Source organism: Hymenobacter psychrotolerans DSM 18569 (assembly GCF_900142395.1).
Taxonomy (GTDB): domain Bacteria; phylum Bacteroidota; class Bacteroidia; order Cytophagales; family Hymenobacteraceae; genus Hymenobacter; species Hymenobacter psychrotolerans.
Genome location: NZ_FRAS01000026.1, coordinates 1 through 19,283 on the forward strand (window position 1 = coordinate 1; position 19,283 = coordinate 19,283).

At 64.5% G+C, this 19,283-nt stretch carries 12 protein-coding genes and 1 pseudogene; 7 read left to right on the forward strand and 6 right to left on the reverse strand.

Going from position 1 to position 19,283, the window contains the following annotated elements; genetic code table 11:
• Together BUE15_RS21385 and BUE15_RS22080 are read right to left on the reverse strand one after the other, a co-directional pair.
• A pseudogene (locus BUE15_RS21385) lies at window positions 1-932 on the reverse strand (IS481 family transposase); the annotation flags it as partial.
• Window positions 845-1,249, reverse strand: coding sequence for a hypothetical protein (locus BUE15_RS22080; RefSeq protein ID WP_170865310.1), 405 nt, complete (start codon window positions 1,247-1,249; stop codon window positions 845-847). The pseudogene BUE15_RS21385 and the gene BUE15_RS22080, both read right to left, overlap by 88 nt.
• A 216-nt stretch (window positions 1,250-1,465) precedes the next feature.
• Here BUE15_RS22080 and BUE15_RS18065 point away from each other — a divergent pair, with 216 nt between their 5' ends.
• The 3 genes from BUE15_RS18065 to BUE15_RS18075 are packed head-to-tail and all read left to right on the forward strand — an operon-like array spanning window position 1,466 to window position 7,569.
• Complete coding sequence (locus BUE15_RS18065; protein WP_073288200.1) at window positions 1,466-3,622, forward strand: hydantoinase/oxoprolinase family protein; 2,157 nt, start codon at window positions 1,466-1,468, stop codon at window positions 3,620-3,622.
• A complete protein-coding gene (locus BUE15_RS18070) occupies window positions 3,619-5,067 on the forward strand; it encodes a phosphohexomutase domain-containing protein (RefSeq protein ID WP_211617687.1) in 1,449 nt (482 codons plus the stop codon). Before BUE15_RS18065 ends, BUE15_RS18070 begins: the two co-directional genes overlap by 4 nt.
• A gap of 39 nt (window positions 5,068-5,106) precedes the next feature.
• On the forward strand, window positions 5,107-7,569 hold the full coding sequence (locus BUE15_RS18075; protein WP_084549162.1) for a glycoside hydrolase family 94 protein: 2,463 nt from the start codon (window positions 5,107-5,109) through the stop codon (window positions 7,567-7,569).
• 117 nt (window positions 7,570-7,686) lie between these two features.
• On the opposite strand, the gene BUE15_RS18080 is transcribed toward BUE15_RS18075, so the two are convergent.
• The 4 genes from BUE15_RS18080 to BUE15_RS18095 form a co-directional block, all read right to left on the reverse strand.
• Window positions 7,687-8,238, reverse strand: coding sequence for a GDSL-type esterase/lipase family protein (locus tag BUE15_RS18080; RefSeq protein WP_073288202.1), 552 nt, complete (start codon window positions 8,236-8,238; stop codon window positions 7,687-7,689).
• A 10-nt stretch (window positions 8,239-8,248) separates the two neighbouring features.
• Window positions 8,249-8,815 carry a DOMON domain-containing protein gene (locus BUE15_RS18085; RefSeq protein ID WP_073288204.1) on the reverse strand — a complete coding sequence of 189 codons (567 nt, stop codon included), beginning with the start codon at window positions 8,813-8,815 and terminating at the stop codon, window positions 8,249-8,251.
• Between the two features lie 12 nt (window positions 8,816-8,827).
• Window positions 8,828-10,306: a citrate transporter gene (locus BUE15_RS18090; RefSeq protein ID WP_073288205.1), complete on the reverse strand. Its 1,479-nt coding sequence runs from the start codon at window positions 10,304-10,306 to the stop codon at window positions 8,828-8,830.
• Between the two features lie 74 nt (window positions 10,307-10,380).
• Window positions 10,381-11,091 carry an N-acetylmannosamine-6-phosphate 2-epimerase gene (locus BUE15_RS18095; protein WP_073288207.1) on the reverse strand — a complete coding sequence of 237 codons (711 nt, stop codon included), beginning with the start codon at window positions 11,089-11,091 and terminating at the stop codon, window positions 10,381-10,383.
• A 258-nt stretch (window positions 11,092-11,349) separates the two neighbouring features.
• Between BUE15_RS18095 and nagB the strand changes: the two genes are divergently transcribed.
• The 4 genes from nagB to BUE15_RS18115 all read left to right on the forward strand — a co-directional run bounded on the left by nagB (window position 11,350) and on the right by BUE15_RS18115 (window position 19,262).
• Entirely contained in the window at window positions 11,350-13,275 is a 1,926-nt protein-coding gene (gene nagB / locus BUE15_RS18100; RefSeq protein ID WP_073288209.1) for a glucosamine-6-phosphate deaminase, read from the forward strand.
• A 307-nt stretch (window positions 13,276-13,582) separates the two neighbouring features.
• Window positions 13,583-14,218: an RNA polymerase sigma-70 factor gene (locus BUE15_RS18105; RefSeq protein ID WP_139252410.1), complete on the forward strand. Its 636-nt coding sequence runs from the start codon at window positions 13,583-13,585 to the stop codon at window positions 14,216-14,218.
• Window positions 14,219-14,385: 167 nt separating this feature from the next.
• Window positions 14,386-15,501 (forward strand): FecR family protein, encoded by a 1,116-nt coding sequence (locus BUE15_RS18110; protein WP_073288213.1) that lies wholly within the window; start codon window positions 14,386-14,388, stop codon window positions 15,499-15,501.
• 74 nt (window positions 15,502-15,575) lie between these two features.
• Complete coding sequence (locus tag BUE15_RS18115) at window positions 15,576-19,262, forward strand: SusC/RagA family TonB-linked outer membrane protein (protein WP_073288215.1); 3,687 nt, start codon at window positions 15,576-15,578, stop codon at window positions 19,260-19,262.
• Window positions 19,263-19,283: the final 21 nt, after the last annotated feature.

Genomic DNA, 19,283 nt, shown 5'->3' on the forward strand with positions numbered 1-19,283 from the left:
GTGAGGTGGGTCGGGTCCTGGTTAAAGTTAACGGGATTTTTCTGCCACTGGGCGCAGACGAATTCATGCGGTGTCAGGCCGCGCAAGGTCTTGAGTCGTTTGGCGTGGTTATAGGCCAGCAGAAAGGTCTGCAGGTGCTCGTTCAATTCGTGGGTTGTCTGGTAATGGTAGCGTTGGACCGTCGCTTCTTTAATCGTGCGGTTCATGCGTTCGACCTGGCCATTGGTCCAGGGATGACCGGGCTTAGTGAAGCGGTGCTCGATGCCGTGCTCGGTGCAGACGCGGTCAAACAGGTGGGGCAACGCCCAGGGCTGGTGGCGCATGTTGCCAAATTGGATGCCGTTGTCGGTCAGCACCGTGTGCACCCGGTACGGCAGCTTGGCCAAGACCCGGCGCAGAAACTCCGCCGCGGCGAGCTTGGTGGCCTGGGGCTGCAACTCGGCAAAGGCGACTTTGCTGGTACGGTCAATGGCCACAAACAACTACTGGCGGCCTTCTTCGGTCTGCATTTCGGCAAAATCCACGTGCAGGTAGCCGATGGGGTACTCCCGAAACCGCTTTTTGGGCGCGCTTGCCCCGTCCTCGGTGAGCGGCAGGCGGCTGATGCCGTGGCGCTGAAAGCAGCGGTGCAGGGCCGAGCGCGAGAGCTGCGGAATGGTGGCTTGCAGGGCATACAAACAGTCGTCCAAGGGCAAGAGCGTGTGCCGGCGGAAGGCCACGGCCACGGCTTCTTCTTCGGCCGTGAGCACCGTCGAGGCCGCCACGGGCCCCATTCGGGCATCTTGTACCGTCGGGCGTTTCCGCCAGTTGGCGACGGTCTTCGGGTTGATGCCGTGGCGTTTGGCTAACGGTTGTAGGCTTTCCTGACTACGCTGGATAGCAGTCCGTACTGCCTGAGTTGTGCGGGCGCTGCCGTGGAGTATCTGTCCCATAACGTTGTGCGAAATTCCAGACCGGAAAATACACCATCACATCCTGGGACTATACACCTAGGCACCACGATAACAATCGGAGGCGTGGCCACCGCCTCGCCAAACAGCGGGTTGCCTGGCAGCGGCTGCCCGCCGTTATCGTCCGGAATCTGGTTGAAAATCACCAGCTCCTCGCCCGGCGTGCTGGCGGCCAGCGTGGTCGTCAGCTGCACACGCGTGGCCAGTTGCTGCAGTTCGTGTACCAGAATAGTTTTAGTGCTCACGTCCACGTTGTAGAGTGGCGTTGCGATGGGCAGCCCCACTACCCGTACGAGCAAACTGGATGGCTACTTACTGGCCTGCGCACCAGATACGAGACGCTGGTCGAGTCAAACTCTTGTTGCTCCCGGCGCAGCTCCTGCGCGTCAGCTTTCAGTCCTCTCTTTTTCTGGCCTGTTCTGCTCGCCGTTTAGGGGCACTAAGGCAAAAACAGGTCTAAGGCAGCAGAGGTCCGGTACCAGCTCGTCATAGCCCGCGGCCTCGGGTAAGGCTCTATGCGCAAAATCAAAATCGGGATTGATGTAGGCGGCACGTTCACGCATGCCGTGGCGCTGGACGTAAACGGCCTGCTGGTGGTGGGCAAAGCCTGTGTGCCTACCACGCACAGCGCTGCTGAAGGCGTGGCCCGCGGCGTGGTAGAGTCGATGCAAGCGCTGCTTCAGACGGCGCAAATTGCTCCGTCTGAAGTCATCCTCATCGCGCATTCCACCACCCAGGCCACCAATGCGCTGCTGGAAGGCGACGTGGCCACGGTGGGCATCATCGGGATGGGCAACGGGCTGGAAGGGCGCCGCGCCCGCAGCGAAACTAATCTGCGCGAGGTGCAGCTGGCACCAGGTAAGCTGCTGCCCACCCGTTTCCGCTTTCTCAACACCCGCCAGCCGGTGACCGAAGCCCAGGCCCGCGCGGCCATTGAGGCACTGGTGGCTGAGGGGGCACAGGTAATTGTCGCCTCCGAAGCCTTCGGCGTGGATGACCCGGTGAACGAGAATACGGTGGTACGCGTGGCAGCTGCAATGGGGCTGCTGGGCACGGCCGCCAGCAGCATTTCGCAGCTTTACGGCCTGCGGGTGCGCACCCGCACGGCCGTCATCAACGCCAGTATGATGCCCAAAATGCTGGAAACGGCTAATATGACCGAGGCCAGCATCCGCCAGGCTGGCATAACAGTGCCGCTGATGATTATGCGCTCCGATGGCGGCATCATGGACATTAGCGAGATGCGCCGACGGCCCATCCTGACCATGCTCTCGGGGCCGGCGGCGGGTGTGGCAGCGGCCCTGATGTATGCGCGCATCTCCGACGGCATCTTCCTGGAAGTAGGCGGCACGAGTACCGACATCTCAGTTATCAAAAACGGCAAGGCGCAGATTAAAACCGCCCAGATTGGCGGCCACCGCCTCTACCTGAATACGCTGGACGTGCGCACGCTGGGCGTGGCCGGCGGCTCGGTGCCGCGCCTGCAGGGCAGCAAGTTTGTGGATGTGGGCCCACGCAGCGCCCACATTGCCCATCTGCATTATGTGGCTTTTGCCAACGAGGCCGACTTCAGCGGCCTGCAGACTACCGCCGTGCAGCCCCTGCCCGGCGACCCCGCCGACTACCTGGCCCTGCAGCGTCCCAAGGATGCCCGCGCCGACTATACGCTCACGCCAACCTGTGCTTCCAACCTGCTGGGTCTGGTGCAGGACGTCGGACACGGGCAGGCCAACCAGCAGGCCGTGGAAAGCGGCTTCGCGGCGCTGGGCGCCGTACTGCAGCGCCCGCCCCGCGAGCTGGCCACCGAATTGCTGACCCTGGCCAGCGACAAAATCCGGCCTGTCATCCGCCAGCTCAGCCGCGAGTACAAGCTCGACCCAACCCTGATTCAGTTTGTGGGCGGTGGGGGAGGGGCTTCGGCCATCGTGCCGTTTGCAGCCCAGGCGCTGGGCGTGGAGCACACCATCACCCATAATGGCGAGGTGATTTCAGCCATCGGCGCGGCCCTGGCTATGATTCGGGACTCGGTGGAACGCAACATCCTCAACCCTACCGAAGCCGACCTGATTGCGCTGCGCCAGCAGGCCGTGGCCTCAGTAGTAAGCATGGGCGCCGAGCCCGACACGGTGGAAGTAACCATCGAGATTGACAGCAAAAACAAGAAGGTAATTGCCACGGCCATGGGCGCCAGCGAGCTGCGGGCCCGTGAAGCCACCACCGAAACACTGCCCGAAGCAACCCTGCTCGCCCGCTGCGCCCAGTCGCTGCGCTGCGAGGCGGCAGCCCTGACGGTAGCCGGGCGCACCCGGGCGCTGTGGGCCGTGGCGCACCGGCACGAGCACCGCGCCTGGCTGGGCCTGGTGCGCCAGCAGCGCCAGCCTTTGCGCGTCATCGACCAGGAAGGCACCATCCGGCTGCAGCTCTCCGACTGCCTGGTGGCGACCAACGCGAGCAGTGGCGTGAAAAATACCATCCGCTCTTTGGTGGAGCAACTCACCAGCTTCGGCGACGCCGGAGCCCTGGTGCCCGACATCTTTCTGCTCACCGACGCCCGCGTGGTGGACCTGACCGGCCTGATTCAGGAGTCGCAGATTATGGCCCTGGTGGACATTGAGTTACACAAGCTGCTGCCTACGGATGAGGTAGTGGTGATTGCTGCCGAGAAAAAATGAGTGCTGAAACCTCCGCTACTACCCCCTTTGTGCCCATTGCTTTCGGCACCGACGGCTGGCGCGGCCTGCTGGACGTGGACATGACGGCCGCCAACGTGGCCCGCGTGGCCACCGCCCTGGCCGACCACCTGCGCACCACACCCGGCCCGCGTACGGCTGCCGTGGGCTACGACGGCCGCCACCGCTCGGCGGAATTTGCCCGCCTGCTGGCCGAAATCCTGTCCGGCAACGGCATTGCCGTGCACCTGGTCGATAGCATCGTGCCCACGCCCGCGCTGGCCTACGCCGTGCGCACCCAGGGCCTGCAGGTGGGCGTGATGGTGACGGCCTCGCACAACCCGGCCGATTACAACGGCCTCAAGTTCAAGGCCAGCTACGGCGGCCCCTTCCTCACCGAAGACACGCACCGCGTGGAACTGCTGCTCGACCATTCGCCCCGCAGGCAAAGCAGCGTCAACATTCAGGTAGAGGACTTTAACGCGCCCTACCTCGCCCACCTCAGCACGCTGGTCGATATGGCGCGCATCCGGGCCGCCCAACTGCCGGTGCTCATCGACTCCATGCACGGGGCCGGGCAGCGCCTGCTGGAGCAGCTGCTGCGCGCCCACGGCTGCCCCGCCGACACGCTGGCCGGCGAGGCCCGCACCGACTTCGGCGGCCGCGCGGCCGAGCCCATTGAGAAGAACCTGACGCCCCTGCGCGACGCCCTAATCGCCGCGCCCGGCCGCTACGCCCTGGGCGTGGCCACCGACGGCGACGCCGACCGCCTGGGCGTGCTGCTCGAAACCGGCGAGTGGCTCAGTGCCCAGGAAACCATCCTGCTGCTGGCCGATTTCGTGGTGAACGGCAAGGGTCTCGGCGGCGACCTGGTGAAGACTTCCTCGGTAACGGACAAGCTGCTGGCCCTGGCCACGCCCACGCGCCGGGTGCACGACGTGCAGGTAGGCTTCAAGTACATCTGCGAGGCTATGCTCGCGCACGATGTGGCTTTCGGGGCCGAGGAAAGCGGCGGCTACGGCCTGAAAGGCCACTTGCCGGAGCGCGACGGCCTGCTCTCGGCCCTGCTGGTGCTGGAAATGCTGGCCGCCTCGGGCTACCGCACGCTGAGCGCGCTGGTGCAGGCCAAGCGGGCGCAGTTCGGCCCGATTCATTACGACCGCATCGACCTGCACTATCCCCACGCCGACCGCCTCACCCGGCTGCCCGACCTGCACGCGGCCGGGCCGGCCACAGTGGCCGGCTTTGCGGTGGCGCACACCGCCGCCTTCTACAGCTCGCGCGGGGTGGTGAATGGCCTGAAATTCCGGTTGGCGGGCGACACCCGCTGGCTGCTGCTGCGCGCCTCCGAAACCGAGCCGCTCATGCGCCTCTACGCCGAAGGGCAGTCGGCGGCCGAGGTGGCGGCGCTGCTGGCTGCCGGGCAAGAGCTGCTCCAATCGGCCTGACACCTCTGTTTTTGCTCCCCTTACGCTTACCTCCCTGTCATGAATGACCTGACTGCGCCCAGCGCTGCTCCAACCATTGCGCCGGCCGCTACGCCGCCTGGCTCGGCCTACGGCCACTTCTCGCCCGACGCCCGCGAGTACATCATCACCGACCCGCGCACGCCCCGCCCCTGGTTCAACTACATGTGGAACGAGCAGTACGCCGGCCTCATCTCGCACACCGGTGGGGGCTTCAGCTTTTTGGAGTCGCCGCGCGACAACCGCCTCACGCGCATGCGCTACAACTGCCTGCCCTGGGACCGGCCGGGCCGCTATATTCTGGTGAAGGATGCCGAAACCGGCCAGTACTGGTCGTTGAGCTGGGCCCCGACCATCGAGCTGCACTACGACAAGTACGAGTGCCGCCACGGCCAGGGCTATACCACCATCGTCACCGAAATAAACGGCGTGCGCGGCGAGCTGACCTACTTCGTGCCCACCGACGTGAATGCCGAAGTGTGGCGCGTGAAGCTTACTGACCTGAGCGGGCGCGACCGGGCGCTGGAGGTGTACGCCTTCACCGAGCTGATGATGGGCAATGCCCTGAACGACATCATCAACCAGCCCAACGACAAGCACTTCACCGACATTCATTTTCAGCAGGACCTGCAGGCGCTGGAGTGCACGCGCCGCTACTGGGTGCTGAATAAGAAAGTGTCGGTGGCCCAGCCTAACATCGGCTGGGACTACAATCTGTACTTCACGCTGAGTCTGCCCGTGACGGGCTTCGACGGCAGCCTGGATAAGTTTATCGGCCGCTGGCGCTCGGAGGCCAACCCCGAGTGCGTGGAAACCGGCCGCATGCACAACTCCGAAATTACGGCCGGCGACCCGGTGGCGGCTTTGCAAAGCAAGCTCACGCTGGCCGCCGGGCAGGCGGTGGACTTTGCCGCCGTGATGGCCGTGGTGAAGAAGGACGAAGACGTGCGCCAGCATGCCGCCTTCCGCTGGGAGGAGCTGCGCGATACGGCCGTACTGGATAAGAAGCTGGCCGCCGTGCGTGCCTACTGGGATGACTACCTGGGCCACATCCGGGCCCAGACGCCGGATGCGGCCCTGAATACCATGCTCAACGTGTGGAACCCCTACCAGGCGGCCGTCACGTTCGACATGGCCCGCAACTCGGGCTACTACCACGGCGGGCTGCTGTTCGGCAATGGCATCCGCGACCAGTTTCAGGACATTCTGGGCATGGTCATCACCCACCCCGAGCGGGTGCGGGCCCGCCTGCTCAACGCCCTGCGCTTCCAGCTGCAGGACGGCTCGACGCTGCACAACTTTTTTAAATTCACCAACAACGGCGAAAAAACCAACCACTCCGACACCCCGCTCTGGCTGAGCTTCGGGGTGGTGGAATACCTCAACGAAACCGCCGACTTCAGCCTGCTGGATGAGCTGGTGCCGTTTTACGACGGCGGCGAGCCGGCCACGGTTTACGAGCACATCGTCCGTTCGCTCGACTTCTGCCTGTCGGCGACGACGGAGCGGGGCCTGCCCAAGATGATGAACGGCGACTGGAACGACACGCTCGACCAGATTGGCCCCTTAGGCAAGGGCGAAACCGTGTGGGGCGCCTTTTTTCTGGGCTACGCGCTGCGCAAGTGCTTCCCGCTGCTGGAAAAGCGCGGCGATACAGCCACCCGCCAGCGCTGGCAGGCCGCCTACGACAAGCTGGGCGAAGTCACCAACGCCGTGGCCTGGGACGGCGAGTGGTATATCCGCGCCTTCAAGGATAGTGGCGACCCGGTGGGCTCAAACGCGCACAGAGAGGGCAAGATATTTATCAACTCCCAGACCTGGTCGGTGATTTCGGGCCTGGCGCCCACCGAGCGCGGCAACCAGGCCCTGGCCTCCACCTACAAGCTGCTGGGCCGCGACAACGGCATCCAGATTTGCTGGCCCAGCTTCACGGAAGTAGACGAGACAATGGGCCTCATCAGCCGCTGCGTGCCCGGCAAAAAGGAAAACGGGGCCATTTTCAACCATGCTTCGTCGTGGTTCGCGCTGGCTGCGCTGCTCAACGGCGACATCGAAACCGGCTTCGACGTGTACCGCCGCATGCTGCCGCCCAACTCGTCGGCCCGCATCGACCGCTACGAGGTGGAGCCCTACGTGTTTGCCGAGTACGTGACCAGCCCCGACCACGAAACCGAAGGCCAGGCCAGCCACTCCTGGCTCACGGGCACGGCCGTCTGGATGCTGCGTATCGGCCTCGACTACATCCTGGGCTTCCGCACCTCGCTGGACGGCATCACCATCGACCCGCGCATTCCGGCGGCCTGGCCCTCGTTCACGGCCGAGCGGGTGTTCCGCGGCAAGCGCCTCAAACTGACGGTTGCCAACCCCCACGGCCGCAACCAAGGCGTGCGCGAGATGCGCGTGAATGGCGTGGTAGTGGCCGGAAACTTTATCGACGTAGCGGCGCATGCCGCCGTGGACCTGCTGATTGACGTGACTTTATAAAGGTGGGTAACCAAAAAATGTGGGAATTGAAAAAGCCCTCCGCACTGCGGAGGGCTTTTTTTTGCCGCTAGCTTGGCGGGGCCGCCACCGGGGGGCAGCGCCCGCTGAAGCGGTCGGCTAGGTGCGGAAGTCGGCGTCGATGGTGGCTTGCAGCAGCCGGGCCCATTGCGCGTAGGCGGCCTCGGTGAGGTGCAGCCCGTCTTCCGTGTAGCAGGCGTACAGCTGGCCGGCGGCATCGGCAAAGTGTGGGTGCAGGTTCAGGAAGCGGGTGCCAAGCTGCGTGGCCAGCAGCGCCAGCTGTCGATTGAAGCCAACGATGCGTGGGTTGGGGCGGGGTTCGTTGTCGCGGGTGGGAAACAGCGAGGTGAGGTAAATGGGCCGGGCCGGGCCCGCGGCCGGGCGCAAAGCAGCCACCAAGCGGGTGATTTGCTGCAGAATGAAGTGGTCGGTTCGGTCGCGGGCCAGGTCGTTGGTGCCGATGCAGACGAATACGGCCCGCAGCCCGGGCGTCAGTAGCCAGTCAGGGCGCAGGCGTTCCAGCAACTCCACGGTGCTGTCGCCCGACACGCCCTCGTTGCGGATGGCCAGCTCCGGCAGCAGCCGGGTCACGTCGAAGCCGGCCGTGAGGGAGTCGCCGAGCAGCAGGTAGCAGGGGAGAGGAGCCATCATTCAGCCAACATCAGATTAGCTGCCTGAAATCGGTGGGGCGATGAAAGTCCGGCTCCGGGCCGGCGTTCAGCTGCAGGCCCCAATACGTGCGCGCCTCCGCCGGCCCCAGACAGGCCGTGAGGTTGCCAAACAGGGGCGCCCCGGGCGCGTAGCCGGGTACCTGCACGGCCACCCGCACCCGCCAGCTGGCTTCGCCCGGCACATTTTCGTGCAGGAAAGCCAGCATTTCGGGGGCGGCATAGCGCCGGGCAGGCTCCTCTACCACCAGCGCGAACGGCTGGCCCAGCGGCGACAGTTGCAGCTCCAGGTACGGCCCGGAGGTTACGTCTGGGTACGGGCGGGCCTGCAGAAACAGCTCCACCACGTCGTGCTCCCAGAGGCCCCAGTTGTCGCGGTAGCGGGTGCGCGAGTAGGCAGGGTTCACGTTCCAGGCCGCGCCGGGCGGCAGGGGCACGTCGAAGGTGGCCTCAAACCAGCCCTCGGGGGTCAGCTGCCAGCGCACCTGCGGAGCCGGCGCCAGGACCGGGCCGCGACCCCGCAGCGCCACGGCGTGCTTCAACTCACTTGTCGGCATCATTCTACGGTTTTTTTACATGAACAGCAGCGCCGCCAGCGCCAGGCCGGCAAAAGCCAGCACCCAGGTATAGGGCAGCGTATTCCAGAGCACTTTCTGCACGTCGACGCGCATTTCGTTGGCCAGCCACACGTTCTGGGTGTTGGTGGGGTCGCTGATGCTTTGGATGGGCCCCACGGCCATGAGCAGGCCCATAATGGCCAGCGGGTTGAAGCCCGATGCCAGGAACACGGCCGCCAACCCGTAGCCCATGCCCCACACGTTGAGAGGGCCGCGGTAGAGCGCCAGCGGGGCCGCCAGCGTGAAAATCAGCACGTACGACCAGGCGTGCTGGGGCTGCACCACCGCCAGCAGCGGCCGCAGCAGCCCCAGCACCGGCCAGCCGTCGGGGTAAGCTGCCAGCGGCACGCCCGGCCCCATAATGGCCACCAGCAGCATGCCGATGCCGAACATGAGCACTACGGCCGGCATTACCACCGCCCCGCCTTCCAGCGCAGCCTGCACCAGCAGGTTGAGGCTGCCGCGCCGATAAGTGCTGGCAAAGGCGTATAACAGCCCCAGAATGAAAGCGGCAATAAAATTCACGTCAAACAGCAGAATCAGCAGCAGCGGAATCAGGGGCGAGAAGTAGGCCGACCAGTGCACTTCGCCGGAAGCTTTTGTTTTGTCGCTAAGCACGGCCCGCACTGCTACCAGCAGCGCCAGCGCCGCCAGGCCGGCCGCCGTGGCCCATTTCAGGCCCGTGCCGGCCCGCCCGGCCACCGTGCCCAGCTGCTGCTGCGCGGCCGGCGTCAGGCCGTAGTGGTAGCCGCCGATAAGCCCCGCCACCACAGCCAGCGTCAGCAGACTGCCCGTGATGATGCGGCGCAGGTTCAGCTCCTGCCCGTCGCGGTAAAGCTGCGCGGTGATGTAGATGAGCGCCGCCGTGGTACTCACCCCAAACATGAGCAGCGCAAACGGCCGCACCTGCTCCAGCTGAAGGCCCATCACGCTCACGTACACGGCCCAGTTGGTGGCGTTGAGCGTGCCGCCGATGCTGAGCCCGAACAGAAAGATGCCCACCGTCGTCAGCCCCCCAATCCCCACCGAAGAGAGGATGGGCAGCACGATGGTAGCCACCATGATGATGGCTCCCAGCCCCGTAACGGTAGTAAACAGCAGCGCAATAATGGCCAGCATACTCACGGCAATAATCCAGGGGTTGTCGCCCGACAGCTCGGCACCCTTCTTCACGAAGCTCTCCACCACACGTGTCTTCTGTAGCATCACGCTGAGCATACTGCCGAAGATGGCCACTGTGTAGGCTCCGTGCAGCTTCACGGCCCCGGCTCCGATGACGTGCTCCAGCACGTCGGGCACCCGGATGCCGCCCAGCAGCGCCACCAGCACGGCCATGAGTGGCAAGGCCAGCAGCGCCGGCAGCTTGCGCAGAAACATGAGCAGCGCCATTAGGGCAAATACGCCCACCAGGGCCAGCAATTGGAGAGTCTGCATCCGAAGCAGGAAGAGAGAGGGAGACAGGAGAAGAAGTGTGGTAGCCGGATAGACCCGGATTGGGGCCCGTTCCCTTAAGCTGCCGGCCCGGCCTGCAGCGCCTGCACGTACCATTCAGTGATGAGCGTGGGCCGGGTGATGGCCGAGCCCGCCACCACGGCCCAGGCCCCGGCCTGCCGCGCCGCCGCCGCGTCGGCGGGTGTATTCAGGCGGCCCTCCGCAAAAACCGGGACGCGCACCCGCGCGGCCAGCTCGCGCACTAGGGCCAGGTCGGGGCCGGCGGCGTTCAGGTGCGCGGTTTCGGGCGTGTAGCCGCTGAGGGTGGTGGAAAGGCAGTCGGCGCCGGCCGCCACGCAGGCTTCACCTTCAGCCACGGTGGCAATGTCGGCCATTACCAGGCAGCCCACCTCGGTTTTCACCTGGCGGATGAAGTCGGGGCCGTTCAGGTTTTCCCGCGTGCGCAGGGTGCCGTCGATGGCCACTATAGCGCAGCTCATTTCGGCCAGGGCCCGCACGCCTGCCAGCGTGCCCGTGATGCACACGGTGCCATCGGCGAAGGATGACTTCAGCAGCCCGATGACCGGCACAGTAACTTCTGTCAGGATGCGGCGGGTTTTATCGAGGCCCTCGGAGCGGATGCCTACGGCCCCGCCCAGCACGGCGGCGCGGGCAAACAGGGCAACGCCCTCGGGGCTATTAAAGGGCGAGTCACCTTCGGCCTGGCAGGACACGATGAGGCCGCCGCGCAGCGCGGGCCAGGGGAGAGTACGGGAATAGTGCTTCATGCAGCTAGTTGGACTTAAGCGGGAGCAGGCCCCGCCGGATGATTGGCGGCTGGTAGCGGGCTGCCGCTTTTTTTCAGGAAATTTTCGATGGATTATTAAGGGGTAGTCAACCCGCAGGCGTCTTTAGCAGCGAAACCCAGCTTTTTTGACGGTCCGGCTTGGGCCCACTTGCTTTTGCTTGGCCCACTGGCCGGCGCGCTGGAATTGCACTGCCCGATTTTCCTGATAAGACACGTTTCACCTGCCTTTCCCCTAACCATGACTGCTGCTGACGTGCTCCACGCCGAGCGAATCCCTACCACCATCTACTCCGATTCGGAGCAGGCCTCTATTGCTGCGGCCGGGGAAATTGCTGCCCTCATCCGGCAGCGCGCCCGGGAAGGCCGTCCGGCCGTGCTGGGCCTGGCCACCGGCTCCACACCCACGCGCCTGTATGAGGAACTGGTGCGGCTGCATCAGGAGGAGGGGCTGAGCTTTCAGAATGTCGTGACGTTCAACCTCGACGAGTACTTCCCGATGGCGCCCGACTCGCTGCAGAGCTACGTGCGCTTCATGCGCGAGTACCTGTTCGACCACATCGACATCCGGCCCGAAAACGTGCACATCCCCGACGGCACCGTGCCCGCCGACCAGGTAGCCGAGTTCTGCCGCCGCTATGAAGAGCAGATTCGCGAAGCCGGCGGAATCGACCTGCAGCTGCTGGGCATCGGGCGCACCGGCCACATCGGCTTCAATGAGCCCGGCTCCGGCGCCGCCTCCCGCACCCGCCTCATCACCCTCGACCACATCACGCGCACCGACGCCGCCTCCGACTTCTACGGCGAGGAAAACGTGCCGCGCCGCGCCATCACCATGGGCGTGGGCACCATTCTCGAGGCCCGGCGAATTATGCTGCTGGCCTGGGGCGAAGGCAAGGCCGCCGTGGTGAAGCGCATGGTGGAAGGCGACATGACCGACTCGGTGCCGGCCACCTACCTGCAGAAGCACGCCAGCGTGCACGTCATCCTGGACGAGGCCGCCGCCGCCGAGCTGACCCGCGTGAAAACGCCTTGGCTGGTAGGCCTGGACCAGCACTGGCACGACGATGCGCAGGTGCGCAAAGCCGTAACCTGGCTGGCGCGCACCTTGCAAAAGCCCATCCTCAAGCTCACGGCCGAGGAATACAACGAGCACGGCCTGTCCGACCTGCTGGCCGAGTCGGGCGCGGCCTACGACATTAACATCAAGGTGTTCAACCAGCTGCAGTACACCATCACGGGCTGGCCCGGCGGCAAGCCCAACGCCGACGATACGCACCGCCCCGAGCGGGCCATGCCCTTTACCAAGCGGGCTCTCATCTTCTCGCCCCACCCCGACGACGACGTTATCAGCATGGGCGGCACGCTGCTGCGGCTGGTGGACCAGGGCCACGAGGTGCACGTGGCCTACCAGACGTCCGGCAACATTGCCGTGTTTGATGACGAGGCCATCCGCTTTGCGGATTTTGTGGCCGAGTATGATGAAGCCTTCAACATGGCCGGCGAGCAGCCCGGCGATAATATCTACCGCCGCGTGGCCGACACGCTCAAAAGCAAGCAACCCGGCCAGGTCGATTCCGACGAGGTGCAGCAGATTAAGGGCCTCATCCGGCGCGGCGAGGCCCGCAGCGCCCTGCGCTACGCCGGCCTCGACCCCGACACCCGCGCCCACTTCCAGGACCTGCCGTTCTACGAAACCGGCCGGGTACGCAAAAAGCCGCTCGGCGAAGCCGACATCCAGCTCACCATCGACCTGCTCAACCGCCTGCAGCCCCACCAGATTTACGCCGCCGGCGACCTGAGCGACCCGCACGGCACGCACCGCGTGTGTTTGGCGGCCATCTTCGAGGCCGTGCGCCGGTTGAAAGCGGCGGGTACACCCTGGCTGCAGGACTGCTGGGTGTGGCTCTACCGCGGGGCCTGGCAGGAGTGGGACGTGGCCGAAATTGAAATGGCTGTGCCCCTGAGCCCGGAGGAGCTTACGCGCAAGCGCCGCGCCATCTTCAAGCACCAAAGCCAGAAAGACCGGCCGCTGTTTCCGGGGGCCGACCAGCGCGAGTTCTGGCAGCGGGCCGAGGAGCGCAACCGCACCACCGCCCAGCTCTATGACCAGCTCGGCCTGCCCGAGTACGAAGCTATTGAGGCTTTCGTGCGCTGGAAATTCTAGCAAAAGGACGCCGCATACATGCGGCGTCCTTTCTGTTTTCCTGCCTTGGCTTTTAGCGCAGTCAGTATGGCCGGAAGCTCACTCGGCTGCCGCCGGTGCAGGTTGCCGGCAGCGGCGTTTTTTGCTGATTGTAGTGGTGCAGGTGTGTCAACTGTGATTTTCAGCCGACAAGCGCAAAAGCGTTGCTTTCTCGTCGGTGTCGCGCAAAAACAGCCCCTGACGGCCAGATTTGAGAAAAAAAACAGAGTTTTTGTAAAGAAATTTGGTTTGGCGCGGGGGAACCGGCATTTTTAACAAAACGATTCTGATGGATTCCTCCCACCCGTCCACCGCTCTGCTTCTTCACCGGATTGCCACCGCCGACGACCGGCGGGCGTTCGAGCAGTTCTTCACCCTGTATTACCCGCGGCTGCTGAAATTTGCCCACTTCTACGTGAAGTCGCGGGAACTGGCAGAGGAGGTAGTGTCAGATGTGTTTTTCAAGCTGTGGCAGAAGCGCGCCACGCTGCCGGAGGTGAAGCACATGGATAGCTACCTCTACATTTCCATCAAAAATCAGTCACTGAACTACCTGCAGAAAGCAGAAAATCAGCCTGCTATTCCGCTGGAAGATCTGCCGGCTTACCTGAGCGTGGAAACCCTCACCCCGGAGCGCACGCTGCTGGTATCGGAGCTGCAGGCCGAGATTCACCGGGCCGTAGACAAGCTGCCGCCGCAGTGTAAGATCATCTTCAAGCTGATCCGCGAAGATGGCCTCAAGTACAAGGAGGTAGCCGAAATATTAGGGATTTCCACTAAAACCATTGAGGTTCAGATCGGCATTGCCATCAAGAAAATCAGCGTGGACTTGCAGGCCCACCTCACGGCCCGGCAGGCTCCGCCGCGCGTGCTGCGTATCGCTCAGGCCCTGATTCCGCTGCTGCTGGCCGGAGTGGCTAGCTAAAGCAGGTGCCGCAAATTACTTGTCAGCCTCTATCAAGGCGCGGCCCCGGTCGCGCCTTTTTGCTGTACGGGTGTCCGGTATCAGCCTAATTTTACCGGGAAATTAGGGGATGTGGGCCGCACTCATGTCTAGAAAATCAAACACGTCATTTGAGCTGTAAATACGGGATGGAGATTTCCGAACTATACGATCTTATCGGGAAAGAACTCGCCGGAGAACTCTCTGAGGTGGAGCGCGAAGTATTGCACGCCTGGCTGGCCCAGGCTACAGAAGAGGAGCGCCTCGTTTACGATGAAATTAGGCTGTTCTGGCAGGGGCCAAAGCCCGTTGCCAACCCCGCCGACACGGCCCGGGCCTTCGACCGCCTGCTCGCCCGCATCGACGAGGCAGAGCAACCCGCCCCGGCTGGTGAGCCCACACCGCAGGCTACCGAAGCCGACGAAACTGGTGGCAGGGTAGTAGCCATGCCGCGTGCGTCGCGGTGGCGGCGCCTGTGGCTGGCAGCGGCCTCGGTGGCTGTGCTGGCAACGGGCGGCACCGTGGCCTACCGCCAGTACGCAGCGGCGCACACCGGTGCGGCCCCGCTCAGCTACGAGGAGCGCACCAACCCGCGCGGCACCAAGTCCAAGGTGCTGCTGGCCGATGGCACGGCCGTGTGGCTGAACGCCGACAGCCACTTGTGGTTTCCGGCCACGTTCAGCGGCGCGCGGCGCGAGGTGTACCTGGAAGGGGAAGCCTTCTTCGACGTGAAGCGCAACGAGCAGATGCCCTTCGTCATTCACGTGGGCCGCCACGAGGTGCGCGTGCTGGGCACGTCCTTCAACGTGAAGGCCTATCAGGACGACGACGCCGTAGAAACGGCCGTCGTAACGGGCCGTGTGGCCTTTATTCGCGCGGCTCTGCCTGCTGCGGCCAAGCGCGACACCATCTACGTGGTACCCGACCAGAAGGTGGTGTACTCCAAAGCCAGCCACGAATTGCGGGTAGAGCAGGTCAACGGACTCGACTATGCCGCCTGGAACCAACGCTCCCTGATTTTCCAGGCCACGCCGCTGGCGGAAGTAGCCAAAACGCTGGAGCGGCAATACAACGTGACTGTGCGCTTCGAGGATGAGCGGCTGCGCAACTGCCGTCTCACTGGCCGCTTCAAGGATCAGTCGCTGCGCGAAGTGCTGCGCCTGATTGAAATGACCCGCGCCTTCGATTTTGAACTGCATAACAATTCCTTGCTCATTAAGGGCCTTGGCTGCGACAGTGAAGCCCCTGAGCGCCTGACCATCTGATAACATGCTATGGCCTGCGTGCGCGCCTGGTGTGTCCTCTGTTTTGCTTCCCACCTTCCCGCCAATCCCCCCACATGACCCCAAGGCTACTCCCGGATTCTGTTTTTCGCCGGCACCCCGCCCCCCGCACCGCCGGCAAGGCGCTGCTGGTGGCCAGCTCTTTGCTGCTGGCTAACCTGTCGGCCGGCAACGGCGCGCAGCTGCAGGCCGCGCCCAGCGGTGCCACGGCCGCCACCATCACGCTCAAGGCTAAGGATAAGGAGGTCACGTATCTGCTGCGCGAAATCGAGCGCCAGAGCAGCTACGTCTTTATCTACAGCGACAACCGCCTCGACAAGCGCCGCCGTCAGACTGTCAGCCTGGCCAATGTGCCCCTGGAAACGGCCCTCGACCAAGTGCTGCGCCCGCTGGGCATGGAATACCGCATTGTGGGCCAGCAAATCATCCTCACGCCCCGCCGCACCGACTCGTCGGGAGCGGCGCCCCTGACGCCGGCCAACGGCAGCCTGGTGGCGCTGTCGGGCCCGCCCGCGCCGGTAGTGAGCCGGCTGACGGCGGCCCGCACCGTGAGCGGCACCGTAACGGCCCGCGACGGCAGTGGCCCGCTGCCCGGCGTGAACGTGGTAGCGAAAGGCACGACAGTCGGCACGGCCACCAACGCCGAAGGCTTTTTCACGCTGGAAGTTCCGGAGGGTGCTACCACGCTCGTGTTCAGCTATATCGGGTTTGCCGCCCAGGAAGTGGAGATTGGCAGCCAGACAACGCTGGCCGTGGCCCTGGCCGCAGACACCAAAACCCTGTCGGAGGTGGTCGTGACGGGCTTCGGCCTGGAGCGGCAGCGCAAGTCGCTGGGCTACTCGGTGCAGGACGTGAAAGCCGCCGAAATTGTGGTGGCGCGCGAACCCAACATCATCAACTCGCTGAGCGGCAAGCTGGCCGGCGTGCAAATCAACCGCAACGGCTCGGGCCCGGCCGGCTCCACCAACATCATCATCCGCGGCTACACCTCGCTCACCCGCGACAGCCGCCCGCTGGTGGTGGTAGACGGCGTACCCATCGACAACACCAACCTGCAGCAGGCCAGCCGCCTGGGCGGCTTCGACTCCGGCGACGGCCTCTCCACCATCAACCCCGAAGACATTGAGAGCATCTCGGTGCTGAAGGGCGGCAACGCGGCGGCCCTGTACGGCAACCGCGCCGCCAACGGCGTGCTGATTGTGACTACCAAGAAGGGCCGCAAAAACCAGGGCCTGGGTGTGTCGCTGAACTCCAACACCACCTTCGACCGGGTGCAGGTGCTCACCGACTACCAGAACGAGTACGGGCAGGGCACGCAGGGCCGCTTTCTGAGCAACACCGCCGGCCAGCCCATCCTGACGGCCGACGGCTTCCCGCAGCTGCAGCAGGCGGGCGAGAACATCGGCAGCTGGGGCGCGCGCATGGACGGGCAGCAGGTTCGCCATTGGACCGGCGAAATCAAGCCTTACAGCCCGCAGCCCAACAACATCGAGGATTTCTTTGAAACCGGCTATACCACCTCCAATACAGTAGCCCTGACCGGCGGCACTGAAAAGTCAACGCTGCGTGTGTCGCTGAGCGACCTGCGCAACAAAGGCACCTACCCCAACAGCCGGCTGGTGCGCGACAACGTGACGCTGCGCGGCACCACTTCGCTGGGCGACAAGCTCTCGGTGGATACCAAGCTCAACTATACGTTTCAGCGCACCTTTAACCGCCCCACGCTAGGCGCCAGCCCCGACAACGTGATGACGCAGTTCCTGTACATGCCCCGCAGCGTGTACATCGACGACCTGCGCGACTACCGCGACCCGGTGACGCTGCAGCCCCGGCTCTGGAACCTGAACACCCAGCTGGCGGCCGGCGTACTGGCCTCCGGCACCCAGCGCCAGAACCCGTTCTGGGCCGCTTACCTAAACACCAACGAGGTGAGCCAGGACCGGGTGAACGGCTCGGTGGCCATCCGCTACGACATCCTGCCCTGGCTGTGGCTGCAGGTGCGCGGCGGCACCGACTTCTACACCTCGCGCTCCGGCTACCGCTACGCCAGCTGGACCAGCTGGAACACCACGGCCGTGCCCGACCGGGGCGGCCTGTCGGAAAGCACGTTCCGGGTGAAGGAAACCAACATGGACTTCATCCTGAGCGGCACGCGCAACCTGAGCGAGGACTTCGAGCTGACGGCCCAGGCCTTTGGCAACCTGCTGCAGCGCCGCAACGAGCAGGCCGGCGCGTCCACGCAGGGCCTGAACGTGCCCAACCTGTTCACCATCGACAACGGGGCGGCCCGCGTGCCCATCTACAACTTCTCGCGCTCCGAAGTGCAGTCGTTGTTTGGGCGGGCCCAGCTGAACTTCCGCAACGCGGTGTTTCTGGAAGCCACCGGCCGCAACGACTGGGACTCCACGCTGCCGCGCGGCAACTGGTCGTACTTCTACCCCAGCACCTCGCTGGCTGTGGCCTACACCGATCTGCTGAAGCTGGACTCTAAAGTGTTGAGCCTGGGCAAGCTGCGTGCCTCCTGGGCCCGTGTGGGCAAGGGAGCCAGCCCCTACGAGCTGACCACGCTCTACGACCTGGGCTCGGGCATTGCCAACGGGCCGGGCGTGGGCTCCTCGCACCTGGGCCAGGCCTTTGCCAACCTGCAGGACCAGTTGCCCGCCGTTAACCTCAAGCCCCAGACCACGCGCTCCATTGAGTTTGGCTCGGAGATGCGCTTTTTCAAGGACCGCGCCGGCCTCGACCTGACCGTGTACCGCACCAACACCTTCAACCAGGTAACCAGCATCGGCGTAACGGCGGCCTCGGGCTTCCGCAGCCAGCTCATCAACGCCGGCAACATTCAGAACCAGGGCCTGGAAATTGTGGGCCTTGTGACGCCGGTGAAGCTGGAAAACGGCTTCCGCTGGGATTTGACCGCTAACTGGGCCAAGAACCAATCCAAGGTAGTAGCCCTCAACGAGGGCGGGGTGTCGTACTTCCTCGGCAATGAGAGCAACAACGTGTCGGTGGTGGCCGCCGTGGGCAAACCCTTCGGCGACATCTTCGGCACGGTGCTGCAGCGCGCCCCCGACGGGCAGCTGATCGTGGATGCCAACGGCTTTCCGCTGGCTAGCACCAGCAACAACAACAAGCTCGGCAACTTCCAGCCCGACTGGTTTGGGGGGCTGAGCAACACGTTCAGCTACAAAGGACTCAGCCTGAGTGTGCTGCTGGATGCGCGCTGGGGCGGCCAGATCTACTCGGTGTCGCAGCAGGTGGCCTCGGTGCGCGGCAATGCCAGGCAGACGCTGGATGGCCGGCAGGGCTGGTACGAGTCGGAAACGGCGCGGCTGGCGGCCGGCGCCACCCCGGCCAACTGGACGCCCACCGGCGGCGTGTACGTGGAAGGAGTAGTGAAGAACGCCGACGGCTCGTTTACGCCTAAAGCCGGTTTTGTGAACCCGGAATCGTATTGGGCGCGGCTGGGCACGGTGTCGGAGCCATTCGTGTACGATGCCACCTTCATCAAGCTGCGCGAGGTGGCGCTGGGCTACCGGCTGCCATCGGCGCTGCTGAGCAAGGCCAAGTTCATCCGTGGGGCCAGCTTCTCCATCGTGGGCCGCAACCTGGCGTTTCTGCGGCGCGATACCGAAGGCTTCGACCCGGAATCGGGCTACAACCTGAGCCGGGCCCAGGGGCTGGAATCGGGCGGCTACCCCAACAGCCGCAGCCTGGGCTACAACCTCAACCTGGAATTTTAACGGCGGCTTCGCCTGACTTTG